Origin of the sequence: Stenotrophomonas sp. Br8 (assembly GCF_014763005.1) — a bacterium.
Taxonomy (GTDB): domain Bacteria; phylum Pseudomonadota; class Gammaproteobacteria; order Xanthomonadales; family Xanthomonadaceae; genus Stenotrophomonas; species Stenotrophomonas lactitubi.
Genome location: NZ_JACGTN010000004.1, coordinates 51,460 through 66,599, shown reverse-complemented (window position 1 = coordinate 66,599; position 15,140 = coordinate 51,460). Strand labels below are relative to the sequence as shown.

General features: G+C 66.6%; 15 protein-coding genes. 5 read left to right on the top strand and 10 right to left on the bottom strand.

Features of this window, described 5'->3' with window-relative positions; all coding sequences use genetic code 11:
- Nucleotides 1-109: 109 nt before the first annotated feature.
- On the bottom strand, nt 110-1,657 hold the full coding sequence (locus H3005_RS04180) for a TROVE domain-containing protein (protein WP_100554010.1): 1,548 nt from the start codon (nt 1,655-1,657) through the stop codon (nt 110-112).
- A gap of 187 nt (nt 1,658-1,844) precedes the next feature.
- Here H3005_RS04180 and rtcR point away from each other — a divergent pair, with 187 nt between their 5' ends.
- Complete coding sequence (gene rtcR / locus H3005_RS04175) at nt 1,845-3,440, top strand: RNA repair transcriptional activator RtcR (RefSeq protein WP_100554011.1); 1,596 nt, start codon at nt 1,845-1,847, stop codon at nt 3,438-3,440.
- A gap of 76 nt (nt 3,441-3,516) precedes the next feature.
- The gene (locus H3005_RS04170; protein ID WP_165781013.1) at nt 3,517-3,663 is read left to right on the top strand and encodes a hypothetical protein; all 147 of its coding nucleotides are present in this window, start codon (nt 3,517-3,519) and stop codon (nt 3,661-3,663) included.
- 94 nt (nt 3,664-3,757) lie between these two features.
- Here the strand turns inward: H3005_RS04170 and H3005_RS04165 are convergent, their stop codons facing one another.
- Together H3005_RS04165 and H3005_RS04160 are read right to left on the bottom strand one after the other, a co-directional pair.
- The gene (locus H3005_RS04165) at nt 3,758-4,312 is read right to left on the bottom strand and encodes a hypothetical protein (RefSeq protein ID WP_100554012.1); all 555 of its coding nucleotides are present in this window, start codon (nt 4,310-4,312) and stop codon (nt 3,758-3,760) included.
- Nucleotides 4,313-4,417: 105 nt separating this feature from the next.
- Nucleotides 4,418-4,744, bottom strand: a complete 327-nt coding sequence (locus tag H3005_RS04160) for a low molecular weight protein tyrosine phosphatase family protein (protein ID WP_100461988.1) — start codon at nt 4,742-4,744, stop codon at nt 4,418-4,420.
- Nucleotides 4,745-4,879: 135 nt separating this feature from the next.
- On the opposite strand from H3005_RS04160, the gene H3005_RS04155 reads away from it, so the two are divergent.
- Nucleotides 4,880-5,590 (top strand): hypothetical protein, encoded by a 711-nt coding sequence (locus tag H3005_RS04155; protein WP_191077608.1) that lies wholly within the window; start codon nt 4,880-4,882, stop codon nt 5,588-5,590.
- Nucleotides 5,591-5,696: 106 nt separating this feature from the next.
- On the opposite strand, the gene uvrD is transcribed toward H3005_RS04155, so the two are convergent.
- The 6 genes from uvrD to dnaQ form a co-directional block, all read right to left on the bottom strand.
- A complete protein-coding gene (uvrD, locus tag H3005_RS04150; RefSeq protein WP_100554013.1) occupies nt 5,697-7,889 on the bottom strand; it encodes a DNA helicase II in 2,193 nt (730 codons plus the stop codon).
- Between the two features lie 9 nt (nt 7,890-7,898).
- Nucleotides 7,899-9,320 carry an FAD/NAD(P)-binding protein gene (locus tag H3005_RS04145; protein WP_191077607.1) on the bottom strand — a complete coding sequence of 474 codons (1,422 nt, stop codon included), beginning with the start codon at nt 9,318-9,320 and terminating at the stop codon, nt 7,899-7,901.
- Between the two features lie 24 nt (nt 9,321-9,344).
- Nucleotides 9,345-10,763, bottom strand: coding sequence for a cardiolipin synthase (cls, locus tag H3005_RS04140; protein WP_089237853.1), 1,419 nt, complete (start codon nt 10,761-10,763; stop codon nt 9,345-9,347).
- Between the two features lie 205 nt (nt 10,764-10,968).
- Nucleotides 10,969-11,136 carry a 50S ribosomal protein L33 gene (rpmG, locus tag H3005_RS04135; RefSeq protein ID WP_170272460.1) on the bottom strand — a complete coding sequence of 56 codons (168 nt, stop codon included), beginning with the start codon at nt 11,134-11,136 and terminating at the stop codon, nt 10,969-10,971.
- A 10-nt stretch (nt 11,137-11,146) separates the two neighbouring features.
- On the bottom strand, nt 11,147-11,383 hold the full coding sequence (gene rpmB / locus H3005_RS04130) for a 50S ribosomal protein L28 (RefSeq protein ID WP_005411638.1): 237 nt from the start codon (nt 11,381-11,383) through the stop codon (nt 11,147-11,149).
- Nucleotides 11,384-11,778: 395 nt separating this feature from the next.
- Nucleotides 11,779-12,288, bottom strand: a complete 510-nt coding sequence (gene dnaQ, locus H3005_RS04125; RefSeq protein WP_100554016.1) for a DNA polymerase III subunit epsilon — start codon at nt 12,286-12,288, stop codon at nt 11,779-11,781.
- A gap of 205 nt (nt 12,289-12,493) precedes the next feature.
- Between dnaQ and H3005_RS04120 the strand changes: the two genes are divergently transcribed.
- Nucleotides 12,494-13,726 carry a glycosyltransferase gene (locus H3005_RS04120; protein ID WP_100554017.1) on the top strand — a complete coding sequence of 411 codons (1,233 nt, stop codon included), beginning with the start codon at nt 12,494-12,496 and terminating at the stop codon, nt 13,724-13,726.
- Here the strand turns inward: H3005_RS04120 and H3005_RS04115 are convergent.
- Nucleotides 13,695-14,588: a LysR family transcriptional regulator gene (locus H3005_RS04115; protein ID WP_100554018.1), complete on the bottom strand. Its 894-nt coding sequence runs from the start codon at nt 14,586-14,588 to the stop codon at nt 13,695-13,697. The genes H3005_RS04120 and H3005_RS04115 overlap by 32 nt on opposite strands.
- Before the next feature lie 110 nt (nt 14,589-14,698).
- On the opposite strand from H3005_RS04115, the gene H3005_RS04110 reads away from it, so the two are divergent.
- Nucleotides 14,699-15,097 carry a RidA family protein gene (locus H3005_RS04110; protein WP_100554019.1) on the top strand — a complete coding sequence of 133 codons (399 nt, stop codon included), beginning with the start codon at nt 14,699-14,701 and terminating at the stop codon, nt 15,095-15,097.
- The last annotated feature ends 43 nt before the right edge of the window (nt 15,098-15,140 follow it).

Here is a 15,140-nt window from a genome sequence, read left to right as displayed (position 1 = left end):
AGGGACAACCAATGTAGTTCCACCAGCATTCACCGCAAAAACGAATTCCTGGCCCTGCCCGGCTGGCCCCATTGCCAGCCGGGCGGTCCGTGGCGACATCCTTGCCGCCTTACAACGCCATGTCCTGGATGCGCTGGACCCAGCTGCTGCCGTCCTCGGCCGCAGCGGCGTACTGCGCGATCAGGTCGAACACCGCATCGCTGAAGCCTCCGATGTGCAGCACGTCACCGCGCTGCACGGTCTGGCTGCTGGCCACCGGCTGCAGGTCGATGCACACCAGCCGCGCCTGCGGGCAGCGACGCTTCAGTGCATCCCACTGCAGCATCGTGGCCGTCTGCCCACCCTGGCGGGTGTCACGCCAACTCTCGTTGTCCGACACCATCACCACCAGGTCCACCGGCTCGCGCTTCAGGTTGAGGTACTGCAGCGGCGCGCTGACCGACGTACCGCCACCGTTGATCGCCAGCTGGCGGGCCAACGTCATCACGCTGTCGCGCGGGTTCAACCGCACGTGGCGCACTTCGGTATCGAACGGCAATACCTTGGCCTGCGGCTGTCCGCGCAGCACGCAGGCTGCAACCAGCGCCGCCACGTCCACACAGCGTGCCGCGGTACTGGCGCCCTTGCGGTAGCCGGTTACCGGCGACTGCATGGAACCGGACACGTCCACCGCCACCACCACCCGCCCCGGCAATGCCGGCGCCGACGCCGTCGCGATCTCCATCGCATCCTGCAGCGCTTCCAGGATCGGCGACGGCAAGCCAGCACCCGCGTGGAAGGCCATCAGCAGCTGGTACGGCAGTACACGGGCACGACGCACCTGCTGCGGATCACGCAGGCGATCTGCGATCACCTGCACCATCGCCGGATCATCGAACACGCCGTTGCGGGCGAACGTGTTGAGGTTCATCCGCATCGACTGCCACGATGCATTGCGGGCCAGTGCCGACCACTGCGCCGCATCCAGCGGCAGCGTGCTGTAGTACTGGAACGGCAGGTCCGGCGGCAGTCCGCGCGGGTCACGCTTGAACGCTTCGTAGGCCTGCACGACCGCCGGCAGCTGCGCCTCGTCGTACGGACGACCGATGATCCATGCGTACAACGCCTTGCGCTCGGCGTTGGCGGGCTTCGGGTGCACCATGCGGATCACATCGGCCAGCGACGGCTGCTGGCCGATTGCCGCACGCACCAGCGTTTCCGCCGACGCCTGCTGGATCCACTCGCGCACCCTGCGCTTGGGCAGCGAGCCCAGCGAACGACGCCCCACCTGGCCACTGCGCATGATCTGCACGAAGGTGCGCAGCTGGCGGCCGTTGTCGATCACCTGCGGGAACGCCAGGGCGAATGCCTCCGGATCACGCAGGCTGAGCACCGCCAGCAGCAGTGCCGGCATGTCCTTCATATGTGCGACCTGGCGGGCGTACAGCGCGGTGCGGGCGATGAAGCGCGGCTCGACCTGCGCGGTCAGCGCCAGCACCTGCTGCAGCTGCGCCTCGGCGTCGCTGTAGAAGGTGTTGTTCAGGCACCCGGTGGCCGCATACAGCGCCAGCGCTGCACGCGGGTCGCGGCGGTAGGCCAGGCCACCAGCTTCATTGACGGTGTCTGCCTGCGGCGGCTGCGGCGTGCGCATCCAGGAGAAGAGCGAAAGGTTGGCCATGCTGATGTCCTCGGCGGGAACAGCCCGCGTCGTGTCTTGCCGGACATAGAGCAATGGCCGTGCCAACTTTTCTCGCAAGTATCCATGCGATTGATTTTCATGGAATTTCTTTTGAATCGAGCTATCTTGACCAGCGAGACGTGGCGAAAAGATATATATTTCTCGCGCCAATTTTATAGGAATGGATATGAAGCGTCGACAGGTGGTCTTCGGCATGCTCGGCACCCAGCTCGACGCGGGCGAAGGCCCGGGCCGCTGGCAGAAGTGGCGCCCGACGGTGTCACTGGGCATGCATGAGGATTTCCTGCCCGACCGCATCGAACTGCTGTTGGATGAGCGCCGCTACAGCAAGCTGGCGCGGGTGGTCTGCGAGGATCTGGTGCAGGCGGCGCCGGGCATCAGCGTGCAGCGACACGACACCTACCTGGCGGATCCGTGGGAATTCGAGGGGGTCTACGCCACCCTGCATGACTTCCTCGCCAGCTATCCGTTCCAGCCGGAGGAGGAGGACTACTACGTCCACATCACCACCGGCACGCACGTCGCGCAGATCTGCTGGTTCCTGCTGACCGAGAGCCGGCACTTCCCCGGCCGCCTGTTGCAGACCTCGCCGCCGCGCAAGCAGGACGGCGCCGCCGGCACGTACGCGGTCATCGACCTCGATCTATCGCGTTACGACCACATCGCCCAGCGTTTTGCCCAGCAGCAGCTGCAGGACCGCGACCTGCTGAAGGGCGGCATCGCCACCCGCAACGCCGCCTTCAACCGCATGATCGAACAGATCGAAACAGTGGCCACGCGCTCGCGCGCACCGATGCTGCTGATGGGGCCGACCGGTGCAGGCAAGAGCCAGCTGGCCAAGCGTGTGTTCGAGCTGAAGAAGCTCAAGCACCAGTTGCCGGGTCGCTTCGTCGAGGTGAACTGCGCGACCCTGCGCGGCGACGGTGCGATGAGCACCCTGTTCGGCCATACCAAGGGCGCCTATACCGGTGCTTCCAGCGACCGTGCCGGCCTGCTGCGCTCAGCCCACCAGGGCCTGCTGTTCCTGGACGAGATCGGCGAACTCGGCCAGGACGAACAGGCGATGCTGCTGCGGGCGCTGGAAGAGAAGCGGTTCCTGCCGGTAGGCAGCGACCGCGAAGTGGAGAGCGACTTCCAGCTGATCGCCGGCACCAACCGCGACCTGCAGCAGTCGGTGCTGGAAGGCCGCTTCCGCGAAGACCTGCTGGCACGCCTCAACCTGTGGACCTACCGCCTGCCGGGCCTGGCCCAGCGCATGGAGGACATCGAACCGAACATCGAGTTCGAGCTGGAACGCTGGTCGCAGGACCAGCATGCGCGGGTACGTTTCAACGTCGAGGCACGCACGCGTTATCTGGCATTCGCCACCAGCCCGGAAGCCGCGTGGCGCGGCAACTTCCGCGATCTGGGCGCGTCGATCATGCGCCTGGCCACCTTGGCGAGTGCCGGGCGCATCCAGATCGAGGGCGTGGAGGACGAGATCGTGCGCCTGCGGGCGCAGTGGCGCGGCGGCGATGCGCCTTCACCGCTGGATGCACTGTTGGGCGATGCCGTGGACACGCTGGACCGTTTCGATCGCGTGCAGCTGGAAGAAGTGGTGCGGGTCTGTGCGCGCTCGAAATCGCTGTCCGCTGCGGGTCGCGAGCTGTTTGCGGTCTCGCGCACGCAGCGCGCCAGCACCAACGACGCCGACCGCCTGCGCAAGTATCTGGCCAAGTTCGGGCTGGACTGGGAGCAGGTGCAGGGTCCGGCCATGTCCTAGCGCCGAGCTTGCTCCGACTGCCACCCACGGCGCATGCTGGGCGCGCGGCACCGCGCCGCCTCCAAGGATGACAGGCATGCAAAACAACAGACCACCCGTCTGGAGCTCCCAGAAGTCCATCCTGATCGCCGCGATCATCGCATTGGCGGTGCTGTTCGGTGCCTACCAAGTCGGCAAGGACATGGCGCTGCGCGACAACGCCCGCGGGGCCGCAAGTCGGTAACGCTCTTCTGTAGAGCCGAGCCATGCTCGGCTGCTCTCCGCGACCGACGACATCGTGCCAACCAAGGTTGGCACCTACCGGTAGAGGCCTACGCTCAGGCGATCTGCACCACGCGTGCGTTCTGGCACAGCGGGTAGCTGCTGACGAATTCAGCGATCGCCTCACGCATCGCCTCGAACGACTGTCCGTACATGTACAGCGCGGTCTCGCTCGGGCCCTGCCACCAGCTGCAGATCTCGCCCAGGCCATCGATGCGCTCGGACAGCTGTTCGAATACATGGTTCGAATCGCACTGCTCGTACACCTCATCCGGCAGGGTCAGGCCGTCGAGGTAGATGCCCAGACCCTCGGTCACGCCGAAGCTGCGATCGGCCTCGCCTGCGCCCTGTATCTGCGAACCCTTCGGTGCACCCAGCTGCTCCAGCAGGTCGACCAGCTTCGGCACGCCCGCGGCATCAACCAGCGCCACTTCGATATCACCGTATTCGACTTCGCCTTCGTCGGACATGGCGGTACCGCCACCGGTGATCCCACCCAGCTCGGCCGCCTGCAGCAGCGCATCCAGCGGATCCTCGAACAGCTCATGGCGATGCTCGGGCTGCAGCCTGGCGTTCAACTTCACGGTGACATGCAGCGTGGGCTCGGTCATGAGGGCGTTCCTGGGAGATGTGGCCGCTATTGTAGAGCCGCGCCTGCTCGACTGGCTTTGCTGCGGAAAGCAGCCGAGCATGGGCTCGGCTCTACAAGACCGCGGTCAGCGCAGGAACGGCGGCACTTTCCGTTTCAGCAGCTCCACCAGCACCGGGTCCATGTACTCGTAGTCGTCCGGGATATCCAGGCAGATCACGCGCTTGCCCTTCAGCCACGGCTTATAGCGGCTGGAGAGGCGGTTGCGGTGGGCTCGCTCCATCACGAACACCAGGTCGGCCCACTGCAACAGCTCGGGGCTGAGGATCTCTTCGGCGTCGGCGAGCAGCCCGGCCGAGGCGGTCTCGATGCCCGGCCACTCGGCGAACACCTGCTCGGCCGTCGGGCTGCGCAGGCGGTTCTGGCTGCAGAGGAAGAGAACCTTGCGGGTCATGACAGCAGCGTATCGGGGTCGGATCCCTTTTCCAACGGAAAAGGGCTCTGGCCCTGCGCAGTACCTTCAGAGACGTTGCATGGCCGCCGCAGACTTCATCAGCGATCATTGGGCTATCGCATCTTGGACACGCCCATGATTACCAGAGATGACCTGTTGCAGGAGTTCGGGGAGGTAACCGAGGTCCACGGCTGCTACTTCGCCAAGTACACCGTGGCGACATTCGATCTTCATTGCTGTTTGAGGACCACCGATGGCCAGGATCTGATGGTTGTCTCAAAGAACATCAACGATCCGGAACTCGCCTCCAGCGTTGTACTGGAAGCACCGCGCCATCTGTCTCACGACAGGCCAACGATCTTCACTATTTCTTCCAATGCTTATGGGTTCACCCACGCAATGGCGGTGCCCAGCACGTATCACGGGTTCCTCAACCAGATTGAGGGTCGTGCGAACCTGTTCCTGTGCGTGCCGATCTTCCAGTGCGAGTTCAGCGGCGAGGAATCAGCAGAGGAGTTCCGGCTGGCCACGACGCATGTCGTTCCGATCTACGAGTGGGACAGAACCGTGCAACCCAAGGTCAGCGTGTACTTCGACAACCCCCGCACCGGCGGCGGCACAGACGAGTCCGGCGCCCTCGTGCCGTTGCGGGTACTCCTGGCTGAAATCGACAATCTGAGCGGCGTAGGCGACGGCTTCATCGAGATCACCAATTATCGCGACGAGGTGATCGAGGTGTTGTCGCCGGAAAAAGGCAGCTATGTGTTGATCCGCAACCGGCAGGATGAGGAAATGATGGAGCGCGTGCGGCTGGTGGCAGCAGTGGAGACGTTCACCACCAAGTGACGCCCAGCCGTTTTTGTAGAGCCGAGCCCATGCTCGGCTGAATTTTCCGGCCAACCGCAGCCGAGCATGGCTCGGCTCTACAGATGTCCCGGCCCCCTGACAGCGATCAGATCACCGTCAGGTTGGCATACGCCATCACCAGCCACTTGCTGCCGGCGTCGGCGAACTCGATCTGCACGCGTGCATGGGCGCCGTTGCCTTCGTAGTCGGTCACCATGCCTTCGCCGAACTTGGGATGGTTGACCAGCGCACCCAGCTTGATCGGCGGCGCTTCGATGGCGGCGTGACCCATCACCCGGCTTGCGCCCATCGAGGCCGGTCGCGAGACCTGCACCTTCGGCCGCACTTCATGCAGCAGCTCGCGCGGGATCTCGCGCAGGAAGCGCGACGGCAGGCTGTAGTTGTCCTGGCCGTGGATGCGCCGCGATTCGGCGTAGCTCAGCACCAGCTTCTGTCGCGCACGGGTGATGCCAACGTAGGCCAGTCGACGTTCTTCCTCCAGCCGCCCGCTTTCCTCCAGCGACCGCGCGCTGGGGAACAGGCCCTCTTCCACGCCGGCCAGGAACACCAGCGGGAATTCCAGCCCCTTGGCCGAGTGCAGCGTCATCAGCTGCACGCCCTCCTCGCCCGCCTGCGCTTGGCCTTCACCGGCTTCCAGCGCGGCATAGGCCAGGAACGCGACCAGCTCGTCCATGTCCTCGCCTATTTCCTCGATGTCGTCGGCACGGCGCACGAAGCGCGAGGCTACCGACACCAGTTCGTCGAGGTTGTCGGTGCGCGATTCCGAATCCAGCGCGTTGCGGCTCTCCTTGCTCCAGTGCTCGCGCAGCTGCGAGCGCACCAGGACATGGTCCACGCGCTCGGCAAGGGTCATCTGCAGGGTCTGCGCCTGCAGTTCATTGACCAGCACCAGGAAGCCGGCCAGCGCGTTGCGCGCACGCGCCGCCAGTGCGCTGCCCTGGGTCACCAGCATGGTGGCTTCCCACAGCGAGATGCCCTGGGCGCGTGCTTCGCGGCGCACTTCGTCCAGCGTGCGGTCACCGATGCCACGCGTGGGCGTGTTCACCGCGCGCTCGAATGCAGCGTCGTCGTTGCGGTTGGACAACAGGCGCAGGTACGCCAGCGCATCCTTCACTTCGGCGCGCTCGAAGAAGCGCATGCCGCCATACACGCGGTACGGCACCTGTTCGCTCAGCAGCGCCTCTTCCAGCGCGCGCGACTGCGCGTTGCTGCGGTAGAGCACGGCCACTTCGGTGTAGCTGCCACCATCGCGCACCCACTGCCGCGCGCGCTCGACGATGTAGCGCGCCTCGTCCATCTCGTTGTACGCCGCGTACAGGTCGATCGGATCGCCGTCGCCGCTGTCGGTCCACAGCTGCTTGCCGATGCGGTCCGGGTTGTGCGCGATCACCGCGTTGGCGGCGTTGAGGATGTTGGCGGTGGAGCGGTAGTTCTGTTCCAGGCGGATGGTCTGCGCGCCCGGGAAATCGCGCAGGAAGCCCTGCACGTTCTCGACCTTGGCGCCGCGCCAGCCATAGATGGCCTGGTCATCGTCACCGACCACGAACACGTGGCCCTCATGCCCGGCCAGCACACGCACGAAGGCGTACTGGATGGCGTTGGTATCCTGGAATTCGTCAACCAGGATCTCGCGGAACCGCGCACGGTAATGCGACAGCAACGGCGGGTTGTCGCGCAGCAGTTCGTGCGCGCGCAGCAGCAGCTCGGCGAAATCGACCAGGCCGGCGCGGTCGCAGCGCGCCTGGTACTCGGCATAGGCCTGGCGCATGGTTTCCAGCCACGCGTCGTTCGGCTCGGGCTGGATGTGCTGCGGGCGGCGGCCCTCATCCTTCTGCGCGTTGATCCACCAGGCAATCTGCTTGGGCGGGTACTTGCCGTCATCCAGCTCCAGCGCCTGCACCACGCGCTTGACCAGCCGCAGCTGATCGTCCGAATCCATCACCTGGAAGCTTTCCGGCAGCTTGGCGTCCTGCCAGTGCAGGCGCAGCAGGCGGTTGGCCAGGCCGTGGAAGGTGCCGATCCACATGCCGCGGCTGCCATGCGGCAGCTGCGCGTCGATGCGATGGCGCATCTCGCCGGCGGCCTTGTTGGTGAAGGTCACCGCGAAGATGCCGTGGGTCGGCACGCCTTCGACTTCATGCAGCCAGGCAATGCGGTGGGTGAGTACGCGCGTCTTGCCCGACCCGGCACCGGCCAGCACCAGGTGGTGACCGAGGGGAGCGGAGACGGCTTCGCGCTGGGCCGGGTTCAGGCCATCAAGCAAGTGGGAGACATCCATGCCTCCATTTTACGGCATCGACGTCGCAGCTCCTGCGACCACCTGTGCGGCCAGTGCCTGTGCCTGCTGACGCAGTTCAGGCACCGCCAGGCTTTCCCACAGGTTGCCGATGCGCAGGCTGCCGAGTACGCCCAGGCGCGCCTGCGACTGGCCGCCCGCTGCGCACAGCCGGTCGCCGGGCACACTGCTGTCCAGGCCCAGCCCATGCGGACCGGGACGGGCCAGTCCATCGGCCTGCAGCTGCTGCAGCAAGGGGTTGCGCAGCGCCGAGGCGCGGGTTTCCACGCCCGTGGCATTGACCACCGCGCCGATCGTCCACTGCACGTTGCCGCCGCCCGCCTCGCGACCCGACAGCCACAGGGCGTCCCCGTCGCGCCACACGCGTTGCAGGCGGGCGCGGTGGACGCGCAGCTGGCCGCGGGCCTGCAGCGCCTGCAACTGCTCGGCCACCGGTTCAGCGATGCGGTGGCGGTGCACATCCCAGTAGCGCACCACGTGGCGCAGGAAGCGGCGCTGGTCGGCCTCGCCCAGACTAAGCCACAGTGCCTGGCCATGCGGGCGGATGCGATCCATCACGCCCTGCCATGGGATGCCATCGGCCTGTGCCTGCCGTGCGTGCTGGCGCAGTGCACGCAGACGCTGGCGCAGGGTCATCGTCAGCAGCTCCTGCGGGTCGAACGCCGGCAGGCCACCGTGTGCATGCGGCAACGGCAGCAGGCCATGGCGCGAGATCACGTGCAGCGGCCCGCTGTGACCGGCGGCCACGAGCGCCAACACGGTGTCCGCCATGCTCAGCCCGGAGCCGACGATGGCCAGTGCATGGCCACCGGCCAGCGTGCGCACGCCGTCGTAATCCCAGGCTTCGACCACGTCATCGGCGGGCAGCGCGTCGGCGCCGTCCACTGGCAGCGGCCGCATGCTGTTGCCGGTAGCGATCACCGCCTGCGCTGCATGCAGCGTTTGGCCATCGCCCAGCTGCAATTGGTAACCGTGGTCATCGGCATGCAGCGCCAGCACCGGTTGGGCGATGACCTGCAATCGGGCTGCGCTGGCCGCTTCGGCCTCGCGCAGGCGCTGCTGCAGATAAGCGGCGAAGTAGTGGCGACACACGTAACGCTCGCCCAGCACCTCGCGCGCCTCGCCCGGATAGGCGTTGGCCGTCTGCAGGTAATCGAGGAAGTCGCCGGGCTGGTCGGGGAACGCACTCATCTTCGCCGCCGGCACGTTCAGCAGATGCTCCGGCCACGGCGTGGCATAGGCGATGCCCTGTGCCAGCTGCGAGGCGGGTTCGAAGATGGCCAGCGCCAGCGGCGCCCGGGCCTGGCGCAACACCTGGATCGCCACCAGCACCCCGGCCGCACCACCACCGATGATCGCCAGGTCCAGTTCGCCATTACGCGGTGAATCAGTCATGCGCCGATTGTAGGCCATCGCCCCTGCCCGGCTGGCGCCGGCCTACATCAATGCATCGGCCAGGCGCGCGATGCCCTCGCGGCTGCGCAGCCACGCTGGGCGCTTGCGCCACTGCTCCAGGTCCAGCAGGCGTGACTGGCGCAGATAGTCGTCCTCGATGGCGATCAGCTGCGTGACCAGTTGACGGTCGTAGCAGATCAGGCCGATTTCGGCATTCAGCGCGAACGAGCGGATATCCATGTTGATCGACCCCAGCACGGCGATGTCCTCGTCCACGCTCATGTGCTTGGCATGCAGGAACTGCGGCTCGTACAGCGCGATCTGCACCCCGCAGCGCAGCAGCTCGTCGTAGTAGGCCTCCTGCGCCCACGAGGTCAGCCGCTGGTTGTTGCTGGCCGACAGGATCAGCTGCACCTGCACGCCGGACAGTGCGGCGATGCGCAGTGCACTCAGCGTTGCTTCGTCGGGCACGAAGTACGGCGTCACCATCACAAGCCGGCGCCGGGCAAGATGGATCAGCGCGGCCACCGCATCGCGCGCGTTGCTGTAGGGGTAGGCCGGGCCGCTGGGCAGCAGCTGGGTGGCGATGTCCTCGCTGCACACCGGCACGTCGGCGATGACGTCCAGGCGCTGCCCGGTTTCGATGTACCAGTCGCTGGCGAACACCGCTTCAAGGTGCGCCACCGCCGGCCCGCGCACGCGCGCCACCAGTTCACGGTTGGGGTGGCCGGCCACGAATTCAGGCCGCGCCAGGTTCTGCGAACCGACATAGCCCACTTCGTTGTCGATCACCGCGATCTTGCGGTGGTTGCGCAGGTCCATGCGCCCGCTGCGGCGCCAGCGCAGTCCGCCGGGCAGCATCGCGCGCACTTCGACGTCACGTGACCGCAGCCGCTTGCTGTACGCGCGAAGGCCGCGCTTGGCGCCCACCGCATCCAGCAGCACGCGGCACTGCACGCCACGCGCTGCGGCACGCTGCAGGGCTTCGACGATGGCCTCGCCCACGGTGTCATCGAACATCAGGTAATACAGCAGGTGCACCCGGTCCTGGGCCTGGTCGATGTCGGCGATCAGGTTGTGCAGTGATTCGTCGTAGTCGGTCAGCAGATCGACCGCGTTGCCGTGCACCGGCATGAAATCGCCCTGACGCTGCACCAGCGGCACCACTTCGGCGCTGGCCGAATCGGGCTGCGGCGTCCAGCGCAGGCGGCGCTGCAGCGCCTGTTCCTCGCGGATCACCTGCGAGGCCTCGGCCTGCCGGCGGATGCGTTCGCGCGACAACCACGGATGCCCGAACAGCAGGTACAGCGGCAGGCCCAGCAGCGGCACGAAGCCGACCAGCAGCAGCCAGCTGCGCGCCGCGCCCGGCGTAGTGCGGGTGGGGATCCAGCACAGCGCCACCAGCCGGATCAGCCAGTCGATCAGCAGCAGATACGAACCCAGCAACCACTCGAACAGCATCAGGCGCGCCCGTCGGGAGGGTGATGGGCCATTCTGCCCAGCGGGGTGGGTAGAGTCGAGCCGCGCCAAGCGTGCCGACCAACGGTCGGCACCCACCGGGGTCGGAACGTGCCGACCAAGGTCGACACCTACCGGGGGCGGGGAGCCACAAAAAAACCCGCCACGAGGGCGGGTTTCTTCGGAGGCAATCAGCAATCCTTGCGGATTACTTGATCTTGCCTTCCTTGTACGGGACGTGCTTGCGCACGACCGGATCGTACTTGGAGAATTCCATCTTCCCCGGGGTGTTCTTCTTGTTCTTGTCGGTCGTGTAGAAGTGACCGGTACCAGCGGTCGAAATCATACGGACCTTATCGCGCTTGCCTGCCATGATCGTCTACTCCTCAGACCTTTTCGCCGCGCGCACGCAGCTCAGCCAGAACGGAATCGATACCGTTCTTGTCGATGGTGCGCAGTGCATGCGCGGAAACACGAAGCTTCACCCAGCGGTTCTCGCTGGCAACCCAGAAGCGGCGCTCGTGCAGATTCGGCAGGAAACGACGACGGGTCTTGTTGTTGGCGTGCGAGACGTTGTTACCCGTCTGCACTCGCTTGCCGGAAACCTGGCATACGCGGGACATGGCGCACCTCGATAGTAAGTTGTGTCAGCCCGTAGCCCGGGAGACGGCGGCCTCGATGGTTGCCCACCACACGTCAAGAGAATCAAAGGGTTACGCTGGCGTTGGGCGGCCGGGGACGTGCTCCCGGGGGCGCCGCCCGATAGAAAACCGGACACAGCGAGCCGCGCATTATGCACGGGTTCAAGCACTTGCGCAAGTTACCCACAGGGCAAGGCTGAACACGGCGACGGGGGCCCTTGTAGAGCCGAAGGTAGCGGCAGGAGCCGCTGCCAACGTCGCTTGCGACGGCCCGTAGGGTGACGGTCAGGACGACCGGCATAGCCCACGCTCGGCTGGGTCATACGGGGGGAAGCAGCCGAGCGTCGGCTCGGCTCTACAACAGCGACAGGGCCAGCTCAGCGCAGGTGTGGAATGACCTGGGCCAGCAGATGGGCGTCCTTCAGCGCGCCGTGCAGGCCACGATTACCGGGAATGCGCAGGCGCTGCAGCACATCGTCCAGCTTGTTGCCCTGGCCGGGCCAGCGCCCCCGCGCCAGCTTCAGGCTGCAGGTCACGCGGCAGTGCTGGGCCAGCCCATCGGCAATGCCGGCCAGGCGCAGCTCGTTGTCGAGGAAGCCGACGTCGAAGGTAGCGTTGTGCGCGACCATCTCGCTGCCACGCAGGAACTCCAGCAGCTCGGCGGCCTTGCTCGCGAACAGCGGCTTGCCCACCAGCATCGCATCGCTGATGCCGTGCACGCGCTGCGCGCCCCAGTCCACTTTGCGCTGCGGCTGCAGATAGGTGTGGAACTGGCGGCCGCTGAGCTGACCATCGATCAGTTCCACCGCCCCGATTTCAATCACCCGGTGGCCCAGACGATGCGAGATGCCGGTGGTTTCGGTGTCCAGCGCGACGACGCGGCTCATGCCCCACACCCGTATGCAGCAACGGGCATGCGGGAGACAAAGGATGGTAGTGAGGGCAGTGCAGTCATTCGATGCTGGATCCTGTTACGCGCGCCCCGTGCAACGGGGGCAGATGATGCTGGATTGTCCCATGTCGTGCGCCAGCGGCAGCGCAGGGGCACGCGGTGTGATCCCGGCATACTGGCGCCTCACTGCGGAGCTTCCAATGCGACTGCTGGCCCTCACCTACGGCACCGAAGGCGATACGCGCCCGCTGGTCATGCTCTGCCACGGGCTGATCGCGGCCGGCCACGACGTCATGCTGCTGGCCGACGGCGGCACTCTGGGCAGCGCGAAAACAATGGGCGTCCCGCACGCCGCGCTTGAAGGCGACATCCACGATGAGGTGGTAGCGCTGGTCTCACGCGGCAACGGCGTGGCCGCCGCCAGCACCGGGCTGGCACGGATGGCGCTGCAGCACGTTGCCGGCTGGATGCGCCAGGCCGATGCTGCGGCCGAGGGCTGCGATGCGATCCTGACCGGCGGCCTGGCGGCGTTCGTCGGCATGAGCGTCGGCGAACGTCGTGGTCTTCCGGTGATCGGCGCCGGCATGATTCCGCTGACGCCGACGCGCGCATTCCGCTCGCCCTTCCTGCCACCCGGGCGCTCACCGGGATGGTTGAACCGGGCCAGCTACGGGCTGGTCAACGGCCTGATCTGGCGGCAGTTCCGCGGCCCGATAAACGCTGCCCGCCAGCACGCCGGGCAGCCGCCACGACGCTCGCTCTGGACCGGCCTGCCGATGCTGTACGGCGTCTCGCCACAGCTGTTGCCGCCGCCTTCGGACTGGCCGGCCGACCACCTCGTATGCGGCCAGTGGTCGGCACCCGCAGCGCCGTGGCAGCCGTCAGCCGAACTACAGGCCTTCCTCGATGCAGGGCCACCGCCGGTCTACCTGGGCTTTGGCAGCATGACCGGCTTCGACCGCGAACGCGTGTTGCCGGCGCTGTTGGCAGCGCTGGCACCGCGCCGCGTGCTGCTGTTCCCCGGTTGGGTCGGCGTGCCCGACATGGCGCTGCCCGACACGGTGCTGGTGATCGGGCCCACCCCGCATGAAGCCTTGCTGCCGCGCTGCGCGCTGGCGATCCATCATGGTGGCAGCGGCACCACGCATTCGGCCTGTCGCGCCGGCATACCGTCGATGGTGATGCCGTTCGCCGCCGACCAGTTCTTCTGGGCCGATCGCCTGCAGCGCCTGGGCGTAGCGCCTGCGCCGCTGTCACCGAAACGGCTGCAGCCGCAGGCGTTGGCCGCTGCACTGGCGTTCGCCGAGCATGCGGATACGCGCGCGCGTGCAGCCGCGCTGGGCGCTGCAATGGCGAACGAGGATGGTGTGGCATGCGGCGTGGCGGCGATCGAGCGGTGGCTCAGCCCAACGTCTCCACCACCCAGTCAATGAACACCCGCAGCCGCTGGCTCATGTGCCGGTTCGGCGGGAACATCACGTGCATCGGCATCGGCGGCAATTGCCAATCCTGCAGTACGGGCAGCAACTCGCCGCGCGCTACATGCGGTTCGGCCATGTAGCTGGGCAGCGCGACCACGCCGAGGCCGGCCAGACCCGCCGCCAGATAGGCATTGCCATCATCGAAGCCGATGGAATAGCGCCCCTGCACCTCGATGCGCTCGGCGCCGCGCTGCGCGGTGAACACGCGGGCACGGCCACTGCGCGGGCTGAGGAAACCGACCGTGTGGTGGTCCGGCCCTTGCAGCGCGCGCGGGTGGTCCGGCGCACCGAACTGCTGCACATAGCCTGGGCTGGCATGGAAGCCGATCGGCAGGCTCGCCAGCGGCCGCGCCACCAGCGCCGGGTCGGCCGGGGTTCCGCCGCGGATCACGCAGTCGACGTTGTCGGCGATCACATCGACCTCGCGGTCGCTGACCCCCACCTCCAGCTGGATGTCCGGGTAGCGCGCCTGGAAGCCGGGCAGCGCCGGCACCAGCAGCAGCCGTGCGAACGGGCCGGGAACGTCGATGCGCAGGCGCCCACGCGGCAGAGCGGCGGCATCGCCCAGCCCACCCTCGACCTCTTCCAGCTCGGCCAGCAGACGCACGATGCGCGGGTAGTACGCCGCGCCATCGGCGGTGACACTGACCCGGCGCGTGGTGCGGTTGAGCAGCCGCAGCCGCAGATGTGCCTCCAGCTGCTGCACCAGCTGCGTGACCGTGGTGCGGCTGAGCTGCAGCGTGTGCGCTGCGCGGGTGAAGCTGCCGGTCTCCACCACCCGGGCGAAGGCCCGCATCGCCTCGAAGCGGTCCATGTCAGCGACCCTGATTGTTTGGAATTTCTAATCAATCTAGACGCATCATCACGGTTTATCCAGACAGCGGCAGCGGGGAGGATGGTCTCCTCCCGTCTGGAATCCGTCTTATGTCCCACCGTGATGTCGTCTTTCCCGCCGGCCGGCAGGCGCTGTACGAGCGCAACCGTTACTCACCGGCGATCCGGTCCAGTGGCTTCCTGTTCGTCTCCGGCCAGGTCGGCAGCCGCGAGGACGGCTCGCCCGAGCCGGACTTCGAGACCCAGGTGCGCCGCGCCTTCGAGAATCTCAACGCAGTGCTGGCCGCGGCCGGCTGCACGTTCGACGACGTGGTCGATGTGACTGTGTTCCTGGTCGACCCGGAAACCAACTTCGAAAAGGCCTGGGCGATCGTGCCGGAGTACTGGGGCGAAGCACCGCACCCGACCCTGACCGGCATCGGCGTGACCTGGCTGTATGGCTTCCAGTTCGAGATCAAGGTGATCGCGAAGCTGCCTGCAGACCAGTAGTGCCAGCCGCTGGCCGGCAATGTGTCGGGGGTCAAAAAGCGTG

Coding starts and splice junctions, on each gene's coding strand:
- H3005_RS04170 (WP_165781013.1), top strand. CDS start 3,517: ATGCAAAACAACAGACCACCCGTCTGGAGCTCCCAGAAGTCCATCCTG.
- H3005_RS04115 (WP_100554018.1), bottom strand. CDS start 14,588: ATGGACCGCTTCGAGGCGATGCGGGCCTTCGCCCGGGTGGTGGAGACC.
- H3005_RS04110 (WP_100554019.1), top strand. CDS start 14,699: ATGTCCCACCGTGATGTCGTCTTTCCCGCCGGCCGGCAGGCGCTGTAC.
- H3005_RS04155 (WP_191077608.1), top strand. CDS start 4,880: ATGATTACCAGAGATGACCTGTTGCAGGAGTTCGGGGAGGTAACCGAG.
- H3005_RS04165 (WP_100554012.1), bottom strand. CDS start 4,312: ATGACCGAGCCCACGCTGCATGTCACCGTGAAGTTGAACGCCAGGCTG.
- rpmB (WP_005411638.1), bottom strand. CDS start 11,383: ATGTCCCGCGTATGCCAGGTTTCCGGCAAGCGAGTGCAGACGGGTAAC.
- H3005_RS04145 (WP_191077607.1), bottom strand. CDS start 9,320: ATGGCCTACAATCGGCGCATGACTGATTCACCGCGTAATGGCGAACTG.
- H3005_RS04180 (WP_100554010.1), bottom strand. CDS start 1,657: ATGGCCAACCTTTCGCTCTTCTCCTGGATGCGCACGCCGCAGCCGCCG.
- H3005_RS04120 (WP_100554017.1), top strand. CDS start 12,494: ATGCGACTGCTGGCCCTCACCTACGGCACCGAAGGCGATACGCGCCCG.
- H3005_RS04160 (WP_100461988.1), bottom strand. CDS start 4,744: ATGACCCGCAAGGTTCTCTTCCTCTGCAGCCAGAACCGCCTGCGCAGC.
- dnaQ (WP_100554016.1), bottom strand. CDS start 12,288: ATGAGCCGCGTCGTCGCGCTGGACACCGAAACCACCGGCATCTCGCAT.
- rtcR (WP_100554011.1), top strand. CDS start 1,845: ATGAAGCGTCGACAGGTGGTCTTCGGCATGCTCGGCACCCAGCTCGAC.
- uvrD (WP_100554013.1), bottom strand. CDS start 7,889: ATGGATGTCTCCCACTTGCTTGATGGCCTGAACCCGGCCCAGCGCGAA.
- cls (WP_089237853.1), bottom strand. CDS start 10,763: ATGCTGTTCGAGTGGTTGCTGGGTTCGTATCTGCTGCTGATCGACTGG.